Genomic DNA, 19351 nt, shown 5'->3' with positions numbered 1-19351 from the left:
AGAACAGAACTTTGGTGGGCCGAGTTCTCAGCCGGTAACTTCCTTGGTGTTCTGAAAAGAAAGTCTCGACGTCAACTTTGTCGTAAAACCACATGAAAACCGCTTAACCGTTCCCACGCCGGGTGAACATCGCGGCATCTTCGGCTGCGCGCCGGATGGCTTTGGACTTGTTCACGGTCTCTTCGTACTCGGCTTCTGCATCGCTGTCATAGACCACGCCACCGCCGGCCTGAATATAAAGCTTTTCGTCTTTCACTACAGCAGTCCGCAGCGCGATACACATGTCCATGTCACCGCCCGCGCTGAAATAGCCCAGTCCACCGCCATAGATGCCGCGTTTTTCTGGTTCCAGCTCGTCAATGATCTCCATCGCGCGCACTTTCGGAGCGCCTGACACGGTGCCCGCTGGCATACCTGCCATGAAGGCAGACAGGGCGTCTTGATCGTCGGCCAGCTCGCCCACGACATTTGAGACGATATGCATCACGTGGCTGTAGCGTTCGATGATGAACTCTTCCGTGGGGCGGACAGTGCCGATCTTGGACACTTTGCCTGTGTCGTTACGGCCCAGATCCAGAAGCATCAGATGTTCTGCCAGTTCCTTCTGGTCGGCCAGAAGATCGGCTTCCATCGCCTTGTCTTCCTCGGGCGTCTTGCCTCGTGGGCGGGTGCCTGCGATGGGGCGGATTGTAACCTCTCCATCAAAAACGCGCACAAGGATTTCGGGGCTGGCGCCCACGACCTGAAAGCCGCCGAAATTGAAGTAGAACATGAAGGGCGACGGGTTGGTGCGACGCAGGCTGCGATAGAGCGCAAATGGCGGCAGTGGAAAGCTTTGCGTCCAGCGTTGGCTGGGGACGACCTGAAAGATGTCGCCCGCACGGATGTAGTCCTTGGCCTTTTCCACGGCGGCCAGATAGTCGGGTTTGGCAAAATTGGAAACCAGCGGTCCAAGTTCCTGCGCTTCGCCCAGATCGCGGCTTTCGCCCGGGGGCGCACGGTCCAAATCGCGCAACGCGTCCATGACGCGCTCAGCGGCCTGCGCATACGCTGCTTTGGCGCTAAGGCCAGAGCTGACAAACGCAGGCGACACCAGCGTCACGTCACCCTTTACCCCATCCAGAACAGCCACGACAGATGGGCGCATCATCATCGCATCCGGCACACCCAGAGGGTCCGGATTCACGTCAGGCAGGTGTTCGACCAGACGGATCATGTCATAGCCAAGATAGCCAAAAAGCCCAGCTGACGCTTGCGGCAGGTCAGTGGGAAGATCAATTGCACTTTCGGCCAAAACAGACCGCAGGGCATCCAGCGGATCACCCGGCATGTCTTCGAACGCCTCTGCATCGAAACGCGCCATGCGGTTGATGCGGCTCACCTCGCCCCGGCAGTCCCAAATCAAATCGGGTTTCATGCCCACGATGGAATAGCGCCCGCGCACCTCGCCCCCGGTGACACTTTCCAGCATGAAGCTGTCACGCCGCGCTTCGGTCAGCTTCAACATCAGGCTGACTGGCGTGTCCAGATCAGCAGCCAGACGAGTGTAAACCACCTGGTTCTTGCCCGCTTTCCAGCCGGCTTCGAACTCTTCAAACGTGGGCGTAAGGGCCATAAGATCTCTTCCCGGTCAGGCTGGTTACTGGAACTGAGCGTTCACAGCGTTGATCATGGGGCGGTTCAATTCGATACCCGCCTTGGTCTGGATAGCACGTGAAAAGGCATTCTCGATGTCGATCGCGATTTCTTGCGCAGTTTGCGCTGCAAAATTCGCTTTGATCGTGGTGGCTTCTTCACCGTTCTGATCCGCAGGAACGATCGCATCCAGACGCACAATCAGCACTCCGTCGACGGACGGAACCACTTGCCATGTACCTTCATTCATCTCGAACACTTCTGTCATGAAGGCAGGCGGCGTGCCTTCGACAAAGGCGTCGCGTTCTTGTCCCTCTTCGACCACTTCGGTCAGACCCGATGACGCAAGGCTTTCGCCCCCTTCCAAAGTGGGGATCATCTCGCGAGCTTGTTCAGCCAGCAATTCAAGACGTTTCTCAGCTTGCCATCCGGTCAATACGGCCTCAGCAACTTCAAATTCGTCTTGGACGCGCGAAGGCTCCAGCGCATCCAGACGGAGTGCAAACACACCGCCATCTGACATCAGAGTGATTTCCGGGAAGTCCCCTTCGCTGGCTGCGGAGGCCGCGTCGCGGAAGGCTTCATAGGCTGCGATCCCGTCGCTGCTGTCGGCCGTCCAGTCGATGCTGTCCAGCACCATGTTGTGGCTTTCGCTGATCTCTTCCAGCGTAGCGCCGCCGGCCATCAGATCATCAAGTTCTGCAACCATATCGCCCACACGACGACGCGCTGCATCAGCGGCCAGTTCTGAATTCAGGCTGTCACGTACATCTTCGATCGGCGTGTTTTGCGCCGACAAGATGGCGTTCACACGAAACAGGGCAGGGCCAAGATCGGTCGGAAGCGGGCCAACAATGCCCGGCTCTTCCAGCGCGAAGATGGCATCCCCTGCGGCACCAAGTTCGGGCTTGCTGACGTCACCCAGATCAATATCAGAAAGCTCCAACTGGCGCTCGCTGACCATATCCTCAAAGCTGGTCTCACCAGCGGCAATCGCATCGGCGCTGGCTTGAGCTTCTTCTTGCGTTCCAAGAACTAGACGTTCCACCATTCGGCGCTCGGGCTGGTTGTACTGTTCGTTGCGCTCGTCATAGAGCGCTTTGATCTGTGCCTCGTCCACTTTGATTTCGCTGACCAAGGACTGCGGGTCCAGCCACGCATAGGTGACCTTTTTGGTCTCAGGCAGGGTAAACGACGCGGGGTTCGCGTCGTAATAGGCTGTCAATTCTTCTGCGGTCGCTTCGGGCAGCGCTGATTCCAAACGCGCCACCGGCAGTTCGGCCCAAGTGAAGTTCCGGGCTTCGCGCGCAAACCCATAAAGCGTGTTCACGTAGCTATCGTTTGCTGTGACACCGTTCGCCACAGCAGCCTGCAGAATTTGGCGGCTTACTTCGGCGCGCAGCGTTTGTTCAAAACCCGCGGCGGTCAGGCCGGATTGCTCCAGCGCAAAGCGATAGCTTTCTTTGTTAAACTTGCCGTCAACACCCGCAAAAGCCGGGATGTCCACAATGCGTGCGCGCAGCTGATCATCGCCAACCGAAATGCCAAGCCGTGCCGTTTCATCTTCTAACGCGACGGACGAGATGACGCGCGACAGAACCTGCTGATCAACGCCGAAAGCTTGGGCTTGTTGCATGGTCAGACGCTGGCCGGTTTGTGCCTCGAAAGCATTCAGTTCCGATTGCAATTCGCGCGAATAGCGGCGTGCATCGATTTCGGTGTCTCCCACCGTGCCAATTGACTGGCCGGAGCCGCCGAAATTCGTTGATCCGAACCCCACCAGTCCCACCATCACAAGACCCATCAAGATCCAACCGAAGGTACGAGAAGCCTTGCCAGTCGCCATGCTAGAAATCCTTTTGTTGCTTCCCCCATTTTGGGGCGCAAAGAGTTGTCTGAAGGTTTGTAGGTGAGCCTGACGGAATTGCCAAGCCGCGATGCATCGAGATTTCAGGTCAGGATGGCTGAAGAGCCTTTAGCCGGCCTATAAACTCACCAATGCCCGCCCGATCAATATTGGCAAAAGCAACGCGCATGTGCTGTGCCCCAGCTGGATCATCCTCTGGTGTGAACATCGTTCCGGGCAAAGCTAGGACCGAGGCTTTGTCGACCAGCCAAGGGGCCAATTGGTCCGACGTCTTGCTGAACGGGTGCTGTACATAGGCAAAATACGCGCCGCATCCCTTCAGTTTCCAGCCCTGTGCTTCCAACGGCCCAAACGCATCACGCATGGCTTGTGCGCGCGCCAGAATCTCCAACCGTTCCCCGGCCAGCCAATCATCCAGATTGCGCAGACCCCAAAGGGCTGCGTGTTGGCCCAACTGGGCAGGGCAGATCGTGACCGAGTCCAGAAACTTCTCAACTTCAGCCAGACGAGCAGGCGCGGCGACAATGGCCCCCACGCGATGCCCCGTCAGCCGGTATGATTTCGAAAAACTGTAAAGCTGGATCACGGTGTCATCCCAATCCGGGTCCGTGAACAACTGATGTGGCGCGCCGTCCTGCGAATGGAAGTCGCGATAGGTCTCGTCGACGATCAGCGCGATATTATTTTCGCGTGCCAAATCCCGAAACGCCGCAATCAGGTCCGCAGAATACTCAACACCCGTTGGATTGTTTGGACTGACCAGCACGATCGCCCGTGTGCGCGGCGTGATCAGTGCTTTGGCCTGATCAGGATTGGGCAGAAGGTCGTCCCCTGTGGGCAACGGAACCGCGCGGATTCCACCCATGTCGAGCCACATTTTGTGATTGAAATACCATGGGGTTGGAATAATGACCTCATCCCCCGCAGCGGCCAGAGTTGCGATGCTTGCCGCAAAAGCCTGATTGCAGCCCGACGTGATGGCCACGTGTTTGGCGGTGACATGCGCCCCATAATGACGGTTGATGTTAAATGCCAGCTCGTCGCGCAGTTCGGGCAAACCCAAGACCGGGCCGTAAAGATGCGCTTCTGGCCGGGTCAGGACCACCTCGGCCATGGCAGCACGCATCGCATCGGGGGGCGGAACAACCGGCGCGGCTTGTGAGACATTGATCAACGGGCGATCTGACGGAAAGCTCTTCCCCTCAACCCAACGCCGCGCCTCCATCACAGGGGGGGCAGAGGTGGCGGTTAGATTTGGGTTTATGTGGCGCATACGAAGTCTCGCTCGGGATGTTGTAATCCAACGTTAGCAACGCAAGACCACAGTCGCAATCGGCCGATGGAGATATGGATGCGGGTGGGGTCTGCTTAGCGGACAAAGCTGCCATTGATACTCTTGAAACGAATGACTGTTTTATACTCAGCCTGTCATCACAGCGTCAGGCATAGAATTGCGAATTGTAGCTTTGAGCGTGTCCAGCGCTGTATCCATTTCTTCGGCACTCCATTGAACCCTAAACGCGTGCTCTACATCAAAGTGTGGTTTTCCGTCACTATCTTTCCGGTGGAGATAAATCACGGGTTTTCCAAGCCCTTCCGCCATGCCAGCTTCCCAGTATGCGCCAAGGTTACTATGCGTTAACTCCACCAGCAAGAAGCGCGCTTCTCTGATCTGTAATTTCATGCGCGTGTCAATCAATCCCGCTTCGGGTTTGTCGTCGACCCTCTCTAACTCGTACCCTGTTTGTTTCACTGCAACCCGCAGTTTCGGCAACCAATCTGCCTCAAGGTCTGGTTTGCCAAATGGCATCGCGATAAACGCCTTACGGCCAACACTATGATCTTCCAAAATGCTCTCGTACTCTATCCAGCCTGCCACTGTGAGAGCTGCCGTGATCTGGCCCGTCGCACCTACTTGTCCGTCAATAAAGCCCCGATAGTGAAGATGTTTTCCAAGACCTACGAGGCCTTGTCTTGTCTTGCAGCCTACCTTGAATTGAACTTCTTCTGGTGGTAAACTGAAAGTTGGCCCCGGTTCACCGACAGTGTCTCCCATCACCCTTAGCAAGTTGGCGAGCTGAGCAGTGACATTCGGAAAATGTGGTTCTTCTTTATGCTTCTGAAGGATGTCAGATGTGAGCATTGGGCTGCGACCGAGGCGCTGTTGCTCCTGAAGCCAATGACTCAGGGATGCTGCAATGTTGGGAATTTTTGAAAGCTCTCTGTTATTGAGTATCGAAACGGCAGTCCCTGAAACTTTGAAATCACCACAACAGCGACAATCGTAGTGTCGGTAATCGCCACTTGCGGGTCTTTCTGTGGCCGTCGCACTTCCACATACTGGGCAGTTTGTTTGATCTGACACTTAACACTTTTCTCCCATTGGTTTGCTGATAAGGCCACAAAGAACACCGTACAGCAACAGTAGCAACAGCCTACAAAGACTTGTTTTGGCGGCCCAAGAGGTCATTTCTAAAGTCAGATTTCGTCGTTTCTCGGCCTTTTATTGAAAGTGCAGCATCGGTCAGAATGGGCTCTAAGCGGCCCTTAGAGCAAATACGAATCTCTAGGCAGAAGGTCTCTCTATGTGCCGAAAAAAGAGCGCCATTGGGGCGCTCTTTTGGAGGATATATTCTGGTGGTTCAGCCTTCCAAAACCACCAGCGCATGTCGCTTTTTGCCTGCGGACAGTTTCATCGGTTCGGACAAGTCACCAGCACCAACCATCATGCCAGTCTCGGTCAGGGCCGCGTCGTTTACCTTGGCACCATTTTCGGCAATCAGGCGTTTGGCTTCTTTGCCCGATTTCACCAGCCCAGATTTCACGAAAAGCTGGATGATCGAGATGCCGTCGCCCAAATCATCCGCGCTGAGCGTGACGGTGGGCAGATCATCCCCGGTGCCGCCTTTTTCAAACACTTCGCGTGCGGTGGCTTCGGCGGCTGCGGCAGCGTCGGCCCCATGCGCCAACGTGGTTACTTCGTTCGCCAACACGATTTTTGCGTCGTTGATGGCTTGGCCTTCCAACGCGCCAAGGCGGTCACATTCCTCAACCGGCAGTTCGGTGTAGAGCTTCAGGAAACGGCCAACATCCGCATCCGTGGTGTTGCGCCAGAACTGCCAGAACTCATATGGCGACAGCATATCGGCGTTCAGCCAGATCGCACCGTTCAGCGACTTGCCCATCTTCTTGCCGTCTGACGTGGTCAGAAGCGGCGAGGTCAGGCCGTAGATTTCGCTGTCCAGAACACGACGGGTCAGGTCGATCCCGTTCACGATGTTGCCCCATTGATCCGAGCCACCCATCTGCAGCAGACAGCCATAGCGGCGGTTCAGCTCAAGGAAGTCATAAGCCTGCAGGATCATGTAGTTGAACTCAAGGAACGACAGGCTTTGCTCGCGATCCAGACGTGACTTCACGCTTTCAAAGCTCAGCATCCGGTTGACCGAGAAATGACGCCCAATGTCGCGCAGGAAATCGAGGTAGTTAAGCCCATCAAGCCATTCGGCATTGTTCAGCATAAGCGCCTTGTTCGGCCCCTCGCTGTCATAGTCGATATAGCCTGCGAAGACCTTCTTGATACCCGCGATGTTGTCATCAATCTGATCGGGCGTCAGCAAAGGCCGTTCGTCGGCGCGGAAAGACGGATCACCCACTTTCGTTGTGCCGCCACCCATCAACGTGATTGGCTGATGGCCGGTTTTTTGCAGCCAGCGCAGCATCATGATTTGGATCAGCGACCCAACATGCAATGACTTGGCCGTTGCATCAAAGCCGATATAGGCGGGCACGACACCTGCAACCAAAGCTTCGTCCAGCGACTGGTAATCAGTGCAATCGGCCAAAAAGCCGCGCTCGATCATCACACGCATGAAGTCGGATTTCGGGTGGTAGGTCATCGTTTTTCAGTCCATCCTGTGAATTGTGGCTTTCCGTATAGACGCGGGGCGCGCAAAGGAAAAGAGCGTGTTGGAGGCTAGTGTGAAACACGAGCTTGAAAACGGCCCAATCTGGGCCTTGGGAATGATGTCGGGCACGTCACTGGATGGCGTGGACGCGGCCTTTGTTCAGACCGATGGAAAGCAAATCTTTTCATTTGGGCCTCATGCGTATCTTGATTATTCGGATGACCAGCGCGGGGTTTTACGCGCAGCCCTTGGGCAGTGGCAGGATGGATCAGAGGTTGCCGCCGCCGCGCAAGTCGGGGAGGCCGCACATATCGCGCTTGCCCGTCAGTTGATCTCTGATCGAGCACCAGCGCTACTAGGGTTTCACGGCCAAACGCTGGCGCACGACCCCAAAAACCACCGCACGCATCAAACAGGGGACGGGCAGGTGTTGGCCGATGCTTTGGACGTGCCTGTCGTGTGGGATTTTCGCAGCAAAGATGTCGCTGAAGGTGGTGAGGGCGCACCGCTCGCGCCGTTTTTCCATCATGCCTGTGCGCGCTTCATTGGCGCTGACACCCCGTTGGCGTTCCTGAACCTAGGCGGCGTGGGAAATGTCACATGGGTTGATCCGCGCATTGATGCGCCCGAGGCCCCGAATGCCTGCCTTGCCTTTGATACCGGTCCAGCCAATGCGCCGATCAACGACCTGATGCTGGTGCGCAGAGGGGAGGCGCTGGATCGGGACGGTGCACTGGCCCTGAGCGGTAAGACCGATGAACGCCTTGTGCAGAAGTTTCTGGATCACCCCTATTTCAAACGCCTGCCACCCAAATCCCTAGACCGGGATCAATTTCCGGATTTGTCCGCAGCCGTGGCTGACCTGTCGGACGCCAATGCCGTGCGGACACTGGTGGCCTGCGCGGCCGAGGCTGTGGCGCAAGGCATGGCCCATTGCCCGAGCCGCCCTGAACGGGTTCTGGTGACCGGGGGTGGGCGCAAAAATGCAGCGTTGATGCAAGAGCTTTCAACACGCCTATCCCTGCCGGTGCAGGATATTGATGAGACAGGGCTTGATGGCGACATGCTTGAGGCACAGGCTTTCGCTTATCTGGCCGTGCGCGTGGCGCGCGGTCTGCCAACCTCGTCCCCGACAACAACCGGGGTTAAGCGGCCAACCTGTGGGGGCAAGATCGCGTACCCGCCCCGGACTTAGGTGCGGGCCACAGTTGCCTTATCAGCATAGAACGCCAGATAGCCTTTGATCTGTTCCAGATCTTCGATAGGCGCATCATAAGACCACGCAGCATCCTCGATCAAAGTGGATTTCGTCTGGATCGAGAAATGCCGCGCCTCGCCCTTGTACGGACAAGTGGTCACGGTCTTGCTGCTATCCAGAAAAGCCATCGCGATATCTGCGCGCGGAAAGTAGATCACGGGTGGAAGATCGCCTTCGCGAAGTTCAAGCGCGTCGCGGCTTTCACCAATCACAGCACCCCCAGCACGAACGGTCCATTTGCCTTCTGCGGCGCGTATATTGATATTATCCGACATGGTTTTCTTTCTCCGGGCGACTTTGGCAGCAGACTAACAGAACTTACGTGAAAAGCGCGTGTCAAATGGGCGCACAAGCCGATTGAAGCCATTTCGACGCTGCGTCAGTCACGTGATCGTTCAACAATTCCAGTGTCTTGGCGTGATAGGTGTTCAGCCAATCGCGTTCTTCCCCAGACAGCATGTCTTTGACGATCAATGACGTGTCGATCGGCACAAAGGTCAGCGTTTCAAGGTTCAACATGTCGCGTTCGCGATCGCCACCGAGTGGCGTTTCAGCCTCTTGCACCACCACCAGGTTCTCCAACCGAATGCCGAAAGACCCGTTGCGATAATAGCCGGGCTCGTTGGACAGGATCATGCCGGGCAGAAGCTCAATATCCGAGATGTGATTGAACCGCGCGGGTCCCTCGTGCACGGAAAGATACGCCCCAACACCGTGGCCGGTTCCATGGTTGAAATCCAAATGCGCGGCCCAAAGGGGATAGCGAGCGATCGGGTCCAGATCGCGGCCAGTGCGACCACGCGGGAAGAACGTCCGGGACAGGGCGATCATGCCTTGCAGAACGCGGGTGAAACAGCGTTTCTCGTCTTCTCCAACTTCACCCACGCGCAAGGTGCGAGTGATGTCGGTTGTGCCGTCGCGATACTGGCCACCGCTGTCCAACACCACCAAGTTTCCGTCTTCAAGCTGCCGGTTGGTGTCTTCGGTGACGCGGTAATGCATGATCGCACCGTTGGGACCCGCACCTGCGATAGTCTCAAACGAGATATCCATCAATGCGTTCGAGGCGCGGCGCTTTTCCTCAAGCCGCGTGACCAAATCAATCTCGGTCAGAGTGTTTTTGTCGCTTGCGTTGAACCAGGCCAGAAACTCGACCACAGCGGCGGCGTCGCGCAAATGTGCTTGCCGCGCGCCTTTCAATTCGGTGGGATTCTTCTGCGCTTTGGGCAAGATGGCGGGATCATCGGCCCAGTCGATCGGGATTTTCCGATCCGTCAGGATTTGCCAGATCGCATAGGGGGCCGTTGCTCGGTCGACCCGAACAGGGCCCTCAAGCTTGGTCAACGCCGCCGAAAACGTGCCAATGGGTTGAAGTGTGACGTCGGCATCCCAATTTGCCTCAACTGTACGGCCTTCAGTTGCAAAAAACTGGACCGAGGCATCATCACCCAATAGCGCAAAACCCTGCACAACCGGGATGCACGGAATGTCATTTCCGCGGATGTTCAATAGCCACGCAATGCTGTCAGACAGGGTAAGAACCGCAGCTTTCTGCCCTTTGGCCAACAGCTCGTCCGCCAGTTCGCTGCGTTTTGCTGCACTGGATTGACCCGCATATTCAAGCGGTTGCTCGATGATCTTGCCACTTGGAGGGGCAGGGCGGTCTTCCCAGATTTGGTCAACCAGATTGTCCGTGGGCACCAGAGTAACTTGGGTGCCGTCCAGAGCTTTCTCGATCTTCTCGATCTCGGATTTTGTGTGAAGCCAGGGGTCAAAACCGATCCGGGCCTTTTGCCCTTCAAGCTGATCACGCAACCAGTCACCGGGCTGCACTTCGGGCCAGTCAACAGGGGTGAACGCATCCATGTCCGCCTGTTCACGCACCTGAACGCGATAGCGACCGTCAACGAAAATCCCAGCGATGCTTTTCAAAGCGATGCAGAATCCCGCAGAGCCTGTGAACCCCGTTACCCAAGCCAGTCGGGCATCGCAGGCCGCAACATATTCACCCTGATGCGCATCGGCGCGCGGCACGATGAAGCCATCCACACCTTTCAATCCCATCGCCCTGCGCAGACGGTCCAAACGGGCGGGGCCACGGGTTGGGTCGGCAGTGTTGGTGAAGGTCTGGAACATCGGGGTCTCCAAAAGATCGGGTGGTCAAAATAGGATACGCCCGCGAAAGGCGGGCGCGTGTTGGGGGCAACATGACGTGAAAACGGCGCGGTGGAAAGGGGGGTAAAGCGTTTCAGTCTTAACCTGACACGGGGAAAAACTAAACCACGTCGCGAGATATCAATATTGCATGCGTTTCGGGACAATCTTGTGCCGCAAGTTTGTCCCGATACGCTTTACATGGCTTTCTTGATGCCCATGATGCGGGCTCGGGCGCGTGGGTCGCTGTCAAACAGCGCGGCCAGTTGTTCCGTCATGGCACCCGCCAGTTGTTCAACATCGGTGATCGTCACGGCGCGGTCGTAATAGCGCGTCACGTCATGGCCGATACCGATGGCCAAAAGCTCTACCTGTTTACGTTTCTCGACCATGGCAATCACGTCGCGCAGGTGTTTTTCCAAGTAATTCGCGGGGTTAACGGACAAAGTTGAATCGTCCACCGGCGCGCCATCGGAAATGACCATCAGGATCTTACGCTGCTCGGGCCGCGCGACAATCCGGCGGTGCGCCCATTCAAGCGCTTCGCCGTCGATGTTTTCCTTCAGAAGGCCCTCTTTCATCATCAAGCCAAGATTATCCCGTGTGCGGCGCATGGGGGCATCGGCTTTTTTGTAGATGATGTGGCGCAGATCGTTCAGACGACCGGGCTGCTGAGGACGCCCTTCAGAGAGCCATTTTTCACGGGCCAACCCGCCTTTCCACGCACGGGTGGTAAAGCCCAGAACCTCGACCTTCACCTGACACCGCTCCAGCGTGCGCGACAGCACGTCGGCACAAATCGCGGCGATTGAGATTGGGCGCCCACGCATAGACCCGGAGTTGTCCAACAACAGCGTCACAACCGTGTCGCGGAATTCGGTGTCTTTTTCTTGCTTAAAGGACAGGGGCGTCGTGGGGTTCGCCACCACACGGGCCAAGCGGCCTGCGTCCAAAATGCCCTCTTCCAAGTCAAACAACCACGAACGGTTCTGTTGTGCCTGCAGACGGCGTTGCAGCTTATTGGCCAAACGGCTGACAGCGCCCTTCAGGGGCTCCAGCTGTTGATCCAGATAGGCACGTAGGCGTTCCAATTCGGCAGGTTCCGCCAAATCCTCGGCCATAACCTCTTCATCATGATCGCTCAGATAAACGAGGTAATCCGGGTCCGCATCCGACGCAGGCTGTGGGGCGGGCGGCTCAATCGGCGCATCCGCGTCCGGCATCTCGGCCTCTTCGCCCACTTCATCCTCGGCCATGTCATCAATGGTGACCTGCGCTTCGGAGGGGTCCATCTGTTCGTCCTGCGAACGCTCTGGGTCAGCCTCGGCTTCTTCGTCATCCGGTGACTGTTCCGAATTCGGATCGTCCTGCGCCTCGTCGTCTTCGGGCTGCGCTTCGTCTTCGTTCTCGTCGTCCTCGCCATCCGGGTCATCGCCCAGCTGATCGCCATAGCCCAAATCTTCGATGATCTGGCGTGCGAAACGGGAAAACGCCTGCTGGTCTTCCAGTGCGCCGGTCAGGTCGTCCAGATGCTCGCCGCATTGCGCTTCGATAAAGTCGCGCCACAGACCCATCACGTTGTCGGCGGCTGGGGGCAGATCACGCCCCGTCGCCAGATGGCGCATCAGATAGCCAGCAGCAACGGGCAGGGGGGCGTCTGCGGGGGCGGTGATCTGGTCATAGCCAGCCCGGTCAGCCTCGTGCCCAATCTTGGCGTCGATATTGCCAGCGGTGCCCGGCATGTCGCGTGCGCCAAGCGCCTCGCAACGGGCGGTTTCCATCGCCTCGTAGATGTCGCGCGCCATGTTGCCCGCAGGGGCGTATTTCGCATGGGTGGCATCGTTGTGATAGCGCAGCTTCATCGCGTAAGCGTCCGCCGTGCCACGGGCCAACAACACCTCGTCGCGGGTCATACGGCGCGTGACCTGAGGCAGGCGCACCGCCTCGCGGCTCATGCCTGACGGATCGACCGTAAAGCTGACCGACAGTTCCGGCTCGTCTGCAAGCGTCTTCGTCGCTTCAGCCAGCGCTTTCTTGAACGGATCAGCAGGGTTGTCGGATGGTTTATTCATTGAGATGAAAGCTCCCATTTACCACTCGAACATACGGCAATTGGGTTTTGCTTCCAATTCTCGTAGCAAAGTAGGACTTCCTTTTTTAGATGTTTGCCAACCTGTTCAATGAATGATTGAACCGCGTGCATATCGTCGGGTGAGGATATGTCTTTTGGATCAATATCCATCTCAATTTCATCCAGCGAAAAGAAATGACAGATGACATTCAGCCCCTTAGCAAGCCGAATGCGAAGATAGACCGGGCCTGTAGTTTGTACGTGGTGCACCGCTTGTTCACTTCGAAAGGACTCAAGTTTACCGAATGGCTCACTCAATTCACATGCAAATCCCAATTGTTTGAGCATCTGAATCAATCTTTCCCAGTCGTCGCCGGTGGTGTTTTCTACATAGATATCCCTAAGAGAACCGTCCGGCACCATTTCTTGAAGCAAGCGTTCTGTAAAGGGGTGGTTCATCACCCCAAGCTCATGCTCACTGCGCTCTCCGGCAGTTCCTCGTCAAAGCAACGCTGATAGAACTCGGCCACGGTCTGGCGTTCCAGCTCGTCACATTTGTTCAGGAAAGATAGGCGGAAGGCATAGCCGACGTCGCGGAAAATCTGAGCGTTCTGCGCCCAATTGATAACGGTCCGTGGGCTCATCACAGTGGACAGATCGCCATTCATAAACGCCGTACGGGTCAGGTCCGCGACGGTGACCATCTGGCCCACGGTTTTGCGTCCAGCTTCGGTGTTCAGGAACGGGTTTTTCGCCAGTACGATGTTGGTCTCGGCGTCATGTGACAGATAGTTCAACGTGGCGACCAGCGACCAACGGTCCATCTGCGCTTGGTTGATCTGCTGCACGCCGTGGTAAAGCCCGGTTGTGTCGCCCAGACCGACGGTGTTTGCGGTGGCAAACAGGCGGAAGGACGGGTGGGGGGTGATTACTTCGTTCTGGTCCAGAAGGGTCAGCTTGCCGTCATGCTCCAACACACGTTGGATGACGAACATCACGTCCGCGCGGCCCGCATCGTATTCATCAAACACAATCGCAGTCGGGTTGCGCAGCGCCCAAGGCAGAATGCCTTCCTGAAACTCGGTGACCTGCATGCCGTCTTTCAGCTTGATCGCATCCTTACCAATAAGGTCGATCCGGCTGATGTGGCTGTCAAGGTTCACACGCACGGCGGGCCAGTTCAGACGGGCCGCGACCTGTTCGATGTGGGTCGACTTCCCTGTGCCGTGATAGCCTTGGATCATCACGCGGCGATTGTGCGAAAAGCCTGCCAGAATGGCCAGCGTGGTGTCGGGATCAAACTTATAGGTGCTGTCCACCTCGGGCACACGACTGGTGCGGTCGGCAAAGCCTTTGACCTTCATGTCGCTGTCGATGCCGAAAACCTCGCGTACCGAGATATCTTCGGTCGGTTTCGCGTTCATGTCCAAGGTGCCGTCTGCCATCTAAGTGATCCTTCTTTCGCGCGCTGCGCACTCTGTCGCAAATTCTGGAAACGTGATGCCCGATGATGCGCGGTCGTGCAAGGGGAAGGAATGGGAAAAGGTGACGCCGGGCAAAGCTGGCCTTAATGACGTTGCGTGTCTGGTCTGAAAACAAATCAGGGTGCCGAAATGGGCACCCTGAAAACTGTATCGAGGATTAGGTGATATTACCTAAAACTACGGCTTTCCTTGATCTGATCCCACGCCCAGCGAACTTCCTGCAACTGATCCTCTTGGCTGCGATCGCCGCCATTCATGTCAGGGTGTAGGACCTTAATCAGCTTCTTGTAAGACTTGCGGATACTCGGCCTTGGTCCAATGATCTTTGGCCTCAAGAATGTCGACGGCGCGGCGTTCTGTGGGGGGCAGTTTACGGGTGCCGGTGATGGACTTGCCGGGGTTTTGCGTGGCGTTGTCGCCCAGAACCTGATGGGGGTCGTCCACACCCAGACGCGCCCAAGCGCGTTGTTCATCTTTGGTGCCCAAGGGCTTCGTCTCGCGTTCCCACACGCGATCCTTTTCCATCTGCGCGTTCATTTCCTCTTCGGTCGACCCATCAAAGAAATTCCATTTCAGATTATATTCACGCACGTGGTCTTTGCAGAACCATTTGAACTCGTCCAAATGATCGGGCGAGCGCGGCGCACGGTATTGGCCCGCCTCTTGGCAGCCATCATGTTCGCACACGCGCTTTGAGGTTTCAAAGGCACCAGACATGCCACGCTTGCCGCGTGGATTGCGCTTTTTGGCCGCTGAGACCGACATGTCAAAACCAAAGGGATCATCGTTGGACATCGTAATCTTCTCTTTTCAACTCGGACCCGAGAGTTTACTGCTTTTTCACCGGGTTTGAAGAGGGTAGTGCGAAGAAATGGACCGAAAAAGCCGAATTCACCAGGCGCTTCAAGACGCGTTCACCCCCGAACACCTTGAAGTTGTTGATGAAAGTGAACAACATATCGGCCACGCCGGGTATCAAGAAGGTGGTGAAAGTCATTTTCGCGTAATCATTCGTGCACCGCTTTTTACTGAAATGTCACGCATTGCACGCCATCGGGCCGTTCACAAAGCCTTAGGCGCAGAGCTCGTGGCCGAAGATCCACGCCTTGGCGCTTGAAATATCAGGATAAGACAGGCTTACGGATCGTGACGTTCGATGCTGGGTGCCGTATCGGCAGCCTCATTCGCATCGGTCGCTGATGGCAAGGTCGGAGCAAAGCTCTCTTCGTGGGTTTCAACCGTTTCATCCGTTTCAGCAAGCGCGGTGATGGCCGCGAAATCCGCATCTGCTTCCGTTTGGGCCGAGGGTTCCTCAACCGCGCGGCGAAACACCAGCATGTTCTGGTAAACGGTGGTGCGCCCAGTCAGGCCCGAACGCTCTTCGCTGGGCAAAGTGTCCGTGCGCAGGTATTCCCAGCCTTCCTCAGCAGCTTCGTTCAGCACATCCTGCATAGCGTGGGCAAAACGAGCTTCAGCCCCTTTAACGCCGCGGGCCTTCTTGCCTTTGCGGGGGGCGGGGATCACCTGATATTCGTAGCTTGTCATGGGCTGACCTTTTCATGAAGTCCGGTAGTGGGCGGTATTAAAGTGTTTCGTTCGTTTGTCCAAGAGGGCGATCCGCAAGCGGCGGATTGCCCCGGTTCACTTTAATTGGCCAGTATTGGCTGGGCGTCTTGTTTCAGTTCGATGGCTTCGGCGCGACTGAGTTGTTCACCTTGTTTGCGCTTTAACAGAACCTCGCGGGCGCGGGCGTATTCGTCGCCTTGCCAGAAGATCAGGCAGCCGTTGCAACCCTTGCCGCAACATCCATCGGTGCCGACGCGATTGGTTTTCAGACGTGTCTCACGCCCATCTTCCGCGATGGCATCCGACAGCTCGTCACGACGTTTCTCATACGCTTTTGGGTTCTCTTTCCCAGAAATCTCAAGTCCTTGGGTCAGCTTATCAAAACGAATGCGTTTCCACTGCTCATCTGTCAGCGCCTTTTCTTTGCGCATCACGGAAAGGGCTGGGAAGCGGGCTTTCAGATCGTCCAGATCCTCGTGATCGAATAGGGCGAACGGCACGCGAATGGTGGTCTTGGTTCCGCCTTGCACAACCTCTTTCATGTCGCCCGTTTCGGCGTCCTCAAAATCATACATGCGCAACAGGACGGTTTCGCGCGCGATAGGAGAGATGAACTCCAACACTTCGCCCGCTTCCAGTTTGTTCTTCACTTCGATGAGGAACGCGTCTTCGGTCACTTCGCGCACAACGCCTGCGTATTCCCACTGCGCCAAAGATGCGGTGTGTTCATAGTCGTGGGAATAGTTGGTCAGGCGACCCTCGTGGAAGGCCAACGTGTAGCCGCGGTTTCCGACGGCCTCAAGCTCGCGCATATAGGGCTTCGGATCCCAGTTTTCCGGGTCTTCGTAATAGTCGTCGATGGCCATGCGATAAGCGCGGGCGACGATGGCACAGTAGTATTCCGACTTGCCGCGGCCTTCGACCTTCAAGCTGTCGACGCCGATCTTCAGATACTCATCCAGTTTCGGCATGATGCAAAGGTCGCGGGAGTTCAGGATGTAGGATCCACGGCCGTCTTCTTCGATCGGCATGAACTCACCCGGACGACAGCCTTCTTCCAGCAAAAATTCAAAGAGATCAGCGTTTTCCTCGGTGATGTTCAAGTCTTCGATGGTGCCGTCTTTCAGGCGCATACGCACGCCATAGTTCCAGCGGCACGAGTTCGCGCAGTTGCCTTGGTTCGCCCCGCGTTCCGACATGAAGTTGGACAGAAGGCAGCGACCTGAATAGGTCATGCACATCGCGCCGTGCACAAAGGCCTCAAGCTGTACGTCAGGGCACTGCTCGCGGATTTCGACCAGCTCGGGGTAGGACACCTCGCGCGCTAGAACGACCAGTTCCGCGCCTTGTTCTTCCCAGAATTTCACCGACAACCACGAACAAACATTGGCCTGCGTTGAGATATGAAGCGGCAATTCCGGCGCATGGGTGCGCACGTATTGGAACACACCGGGGTCAGCGATGATCAGCCCGTCCGGCTTCACGCGGCGCACGGTTTCGATATATTCAGCCAGCTTTGGAATGTCTTTGTTGTGGCTGAAAAGGTTCAGCGTCAGATAGGCGCGACGGCCGTGGGCGTGGCAGAACTCCACCCCTTCGATCACGTCTTCCAAAGAAAACTGCGATTTGGTGCGCAGCGACATATCGGGCGTGCCCAGATAGACGGCATCCGCGCCATAAAGCACAGCCATCTTCAGTTTTCGTAGGTTGCCCGCAGGCATCAAAAGTTCAGAGCGTCGTTTCGTCATATCATCACCCATGTGTTCGCGCTTCAGGGTTGCTAAGAAAATGGCAAAGGCCCCAGACAGGGGCCTTCGTCACAAAATATCGTTTGAAATCAGAGGCCCAGCTTGGCCGTCACGATCTCGTTCACTGCTTTCGGGTTGGCCTTGCCGCCGGTGGCTTTCATCACCTGACCGACGAAGAAGCCGACCAGTTTCGGGTTCTCTTTGGCTTTTTCGACCTGTGCGGGGTTCGCCGCAATCACATCGTCCACGGCAGCCTCGATGGCGCCGGTGTCTGTGACCTGTTTCATACCGCGGGCTTCCACGATGGCAGCCGGATCGCCACCTTCTGTATACACGATTTCAAACAGGTCTTTGGCGATCTTGCCCGAGATGTCACCCTTGGTGATCAGTTCGATGATGCCGCCCAGTTGCTCGGGGCTGACCGGGCTTTCCGTGATCGAGTGATCTTCTTTCTTCAAGCGGCCAAACAGTTCGTTGATCACCCAGTTGGCGGCCAGCTTGCCGTCACGACCTTCAGCGACCTTCTCAAAGAAAGCGGCGTTTTCAGCTTCGGCAGTAAGGACGCCCGCGTCATATTCGGACAGGCCGAAATTGGTCACAAAGCGTGTTTTCTTCTCATCGGGAAGCTCGGGCAGGGATTTGGCGATATCATCGACCCAATCCTGTTCGATCTCCAACGGCAGAAGGTCGGGGCAGGGGAAGTAGCGATAATCATGCGCTTCTTCTTTCGAACGCATCGAACGGGTTTCGTTCTTATCCGCATCATACAGGCGAGTTTCCTGAACGACCTCGCCGCCGTCTTCCAGAATGGCGATCTGGCGCTTGGCCTCATAATCAATCGCGGCCTGAATGAAACGCATGGAGTTCATGTTCTTGATCTCGCAACGCGTGCCCAGATGGCCGAAGTCCTGCGTTTCCATGTATTTCTCGTGCTGGCCCGGACGGCAGACGGATACGTTCACGTCTGCACGCATGTTTCCGTTTTGCATGTTGCCATCGCAGGTGCCCAAATAGCGCAGCAGCTGACGCATCTTGGTGACATACGCCGCAGCCTCTTCAGGGCCACGAATATCAGGGCGGCTGACGATTTCCATCAGAGCAACACCGGTCCGGTTCAGGTCGACGAATGACATGTTCGGGTCCATGTCGTGCACAGATTTACCCGCATCCTGTTCCAAGTGAATGCGCTCGATACGCACCTTGCGGGCCACACCGGGGCCCATGTCCACGATCACTTCGCCTTCGCCAACGATCGGGTGGTAAAGCTGCGAAATCTGGTAGCCCTGCGGCAGATCCGGGTAGAAATAGTTCTTGCGGTCAAAGGCCGAGAACAGGTTGATCTCGGCTTTCAGACCCAAACCCGTGCGCACGGCTTGTTCAACGCAGAACTCGTTGATCACGGGCAACATGCCGGGCATGGCGGCGTCCACGAAGGCCACGTTCGAATTCGGCTCAGCGCCAAACTTGGTTGATGCACCGGAAAACAGCTTTGCGTTCGAGCTGACCTGAGCATGGATTTCCATCCCGATGACCAGTTCCCAATCGTCTTTGGCCCCGGCAATCACTTTCGGCTGAGGGCTTTCATAAGCGAGATGATCAAGCATGTGCGTTTTCCCAAGTGTCATAACCTTTCCGGGTTCTAGTGGAGCGGACGAAAAGG

15 protein-coding genes and 1 pseudogene are annotated in these 19351 nt (G+C 56.4%); 2 read left to right on the top strand and 14 right to left on the bottom strand.

What is annotated here, in order from left to right; all coding sequences use genetic code 11:
- Nucleotides 1-103: 103 nt before the first annotated feature.
- The 5 genes from trpE to tyrS all read right to left on the bottom strand — a co-directional run bounded on the left by trpE (nt 104) and on the right by tyrS (nt 7401).
- The gene (gene trpE / locus AC0L6A_RS10640; RefSeq protein ID WP_473289921.1) at nt 104-1615 is read right to left on the bottom strand and encodes an anthranilate synthase component I; all 1512 of its coding nucleotides are present in this window, start codon (nt 1613-1615) and stop codon (nt 104-106) included.
- A gap of 24 nt (nt 1616-1639) precedes the next feature.
- Entirely contained in the window at nt 1640-3481 is a 1842-nt protein-coding gene (locus tag AC0L6A_RS10635) for a peptidyl-prolyl cis-trans isomerase (protein WP_473289919.1), read from the bottom strand.
- A 109-nt stretch (nt 3482-3590) separates the two neighbouring features.
- Nucleotides 3591-4775, bottom strand: a complete 1185-nt coding sequence (locus AC0L6A_RS10630) for an aminotransferase (RefSeq protein WP_473289917.1) — start codon at nt 4773-4775, stop codon at nt 3591-3593.
- Between the two features lie 147 nt (nt 4776-4922).
- Nucleotides 4923-5867: a hypothetical protein gene (locus tag AC0L6A_RS10625; RefSeq protein WP_473289915.1), complete on the bottom strand. Its 945-nt coding sequence runs from the start codon at nt 5865-5867 to the stop codon at nt 4923-4925.
- A 277-nt stretch (nt 5868-6144) separates the two neighbouring features.
- Complete coding sequence (gene tyrS, locus AC0L6A_RS10620; protein ID WP_473289914.1) at nt 6145-7401, bottom strand: tyrosine--tRNA ligase; 1257 nt, start codon at nt 7399-7401, stop codon at nt 6145-6147.
- Nucleotides 7402-7525: 124 nt separating this feature from the next.
- On the opposite strand from tyrS, the gene AC0L6A_RS10615 reads away from it, so the two are divergent.
- Nucleotides 7526-8605 (top strand): anhydro-N-acetylmuramic acid kinase, encoded by a 1080-nt coding sequence (locus AC0L6A_RS10615; RefSeq protein ID WP_473293462.1) that lies wholly within the window; start codon nt 7526-7528, stop codon nt 8603-8605.
- Here AC0L6A_RS10615 and AC0L6A_RS10610 read toward each other — a convergent pair.
- The 6 genes and pseudogenes from AC0L6A_RS10610 to AC0L6A_RS10585 form a co-directional block, all read right to left on the bottom strand.
- A complete protein-coding gene (locus AC0L6A_RS10610; RefSeq protein ID WP_473289912.1) occupies nt 8602-8943 on the bottom strand; it encodes a DUF427 domain-containing protein in 342 nt (113 codons plus the stop codon). The genes AC0L6A_RS10615 and AC0L6A_RS10610 overlap by 4 nt on opposite strands.
- Before the next feature lie 61 nt (nt 8944-9004).
- Nucleotides 9005-10804 carry an aminopeptidase P family protein gene (locus AC0L6A_RS10605; protein WP_473289910.1) on the bottom strand — a complete coding sequence of 600 codons (1800 nt, stop codon included), beginning with the start codon at nt 10802-10804 and terminating at the stop codon, nt 9005-9007.
- 215 nt (nt 10805-11019) lie between these two features.
- Complete coding sequence (gene cobT, locus AC0L6A_RS10600) at nt 11020-12894, bottom strand: cobaltochelatase subunit CobT (protein WP_473289909.1); 1875 nt, start codon at nt 12892-12894, stop codon at nt 11020-11022.
- Entirely contained in the window at nt 12891-13352 is a 462-nt protein-coding gene (locus AC0L6A_RS10595; RefSeq protein ID WP_473289908.1) for a hypothetical protein, read from the bottom strand. The genes cobT and AC0L6A_RS10595 overlap by 4 nt, the downstream gene beginning before the upstream one ends.
- Entirely contained in the window at nt 13352-14338 is a 987-nt protein-coding gene (gene cobS / locus AC0L6A_RS10590; protein ID WP_473289906.1) for a cobaltochelatase subunit CobS, read from the bottom strand. Before cobS ends, AC0L6A_RS10595 begins: the two co-directional genes overlap by 1 nt.
- 206 nt (nt 14339-14544) lie before the next feature.
- Nucleotides 14545-15172, bottom strand: a pseudogene (locus AC0L6A_RS10585) (DnaJ domain-containing protein).
- A gap of 76 nt (nt 15173-15248) precedes the next feature.
- On the opposite strand from AC0L6A_RS10585, the gene AC0L6A_RS10580 reads away from it, so the two are divergent.
- A complete protein-coding gene (locus tag AC0L6A_RS10580; protein WP_473289905.1) occupies nt 15249-15494 on the top strand; it encodes a BolA family protein in 246 nt (81 codons plus the stop codon).
- Nucleotides 15495-15514: 20 nt separating this feature from the next.
- Here AC0L6A_RS10580 and AC0L6A_RS10575 read toward each other — a convergent pair whose 3' ends face one another.
- The 3 genes from AC0L6A_RS10575 to gatB all read right to left on the bottom strand — a co-directional run bounded on the left by AC0L6A_RS10575 (nt 15515) and on the right by gatB (nt 19295).
- Nucleotides 15515-15922 carry a DUF4177 domain-containing protein gene (locus tag AC0L6A_RS10575; protein WP_473289903.1) on the bottom strand — a complete coding sequence of 136 codons (408 nt, stop codon included), beginning with the start codon at nt 15920-15922 and terminating at the stop codon, nt 15515-15517.
- 101 nt (nt 15923-16023) lie between these two features.
- Entirely contained in the window at nt 16024-17703 is a 1680-nt protein-coding gene (locus AC0L6A_RS10570) for a U32 family peptidase C-terminal domain-containing protein (protein WP_473289901.1), read from the bottom strand.
- 77 nt (nt 17704-17780) lie between these two features.
- A complete protein-coding gene (gene gatB, locus AC0L6A_RS10565; RefSeq protein ID WP_473289900.1) occupies nt 17781-19295 on the bottom strand; it encodes an Asp-tRNA(Asn)/Glu-tRNA(Gln) amidotransferase subunit GatB in 1515 nt (504 codons plus the stop codon).
- Between the last annotated feature and the right edge of the window lie 56 nt (nt 19296-19351).

Source organism: Aliiroseovarius sp. D2-2 (genome assembly GCF_055809455.1).
This window is presented reverse-complemented; position numbering and strand designations above follow the sequence as displayed.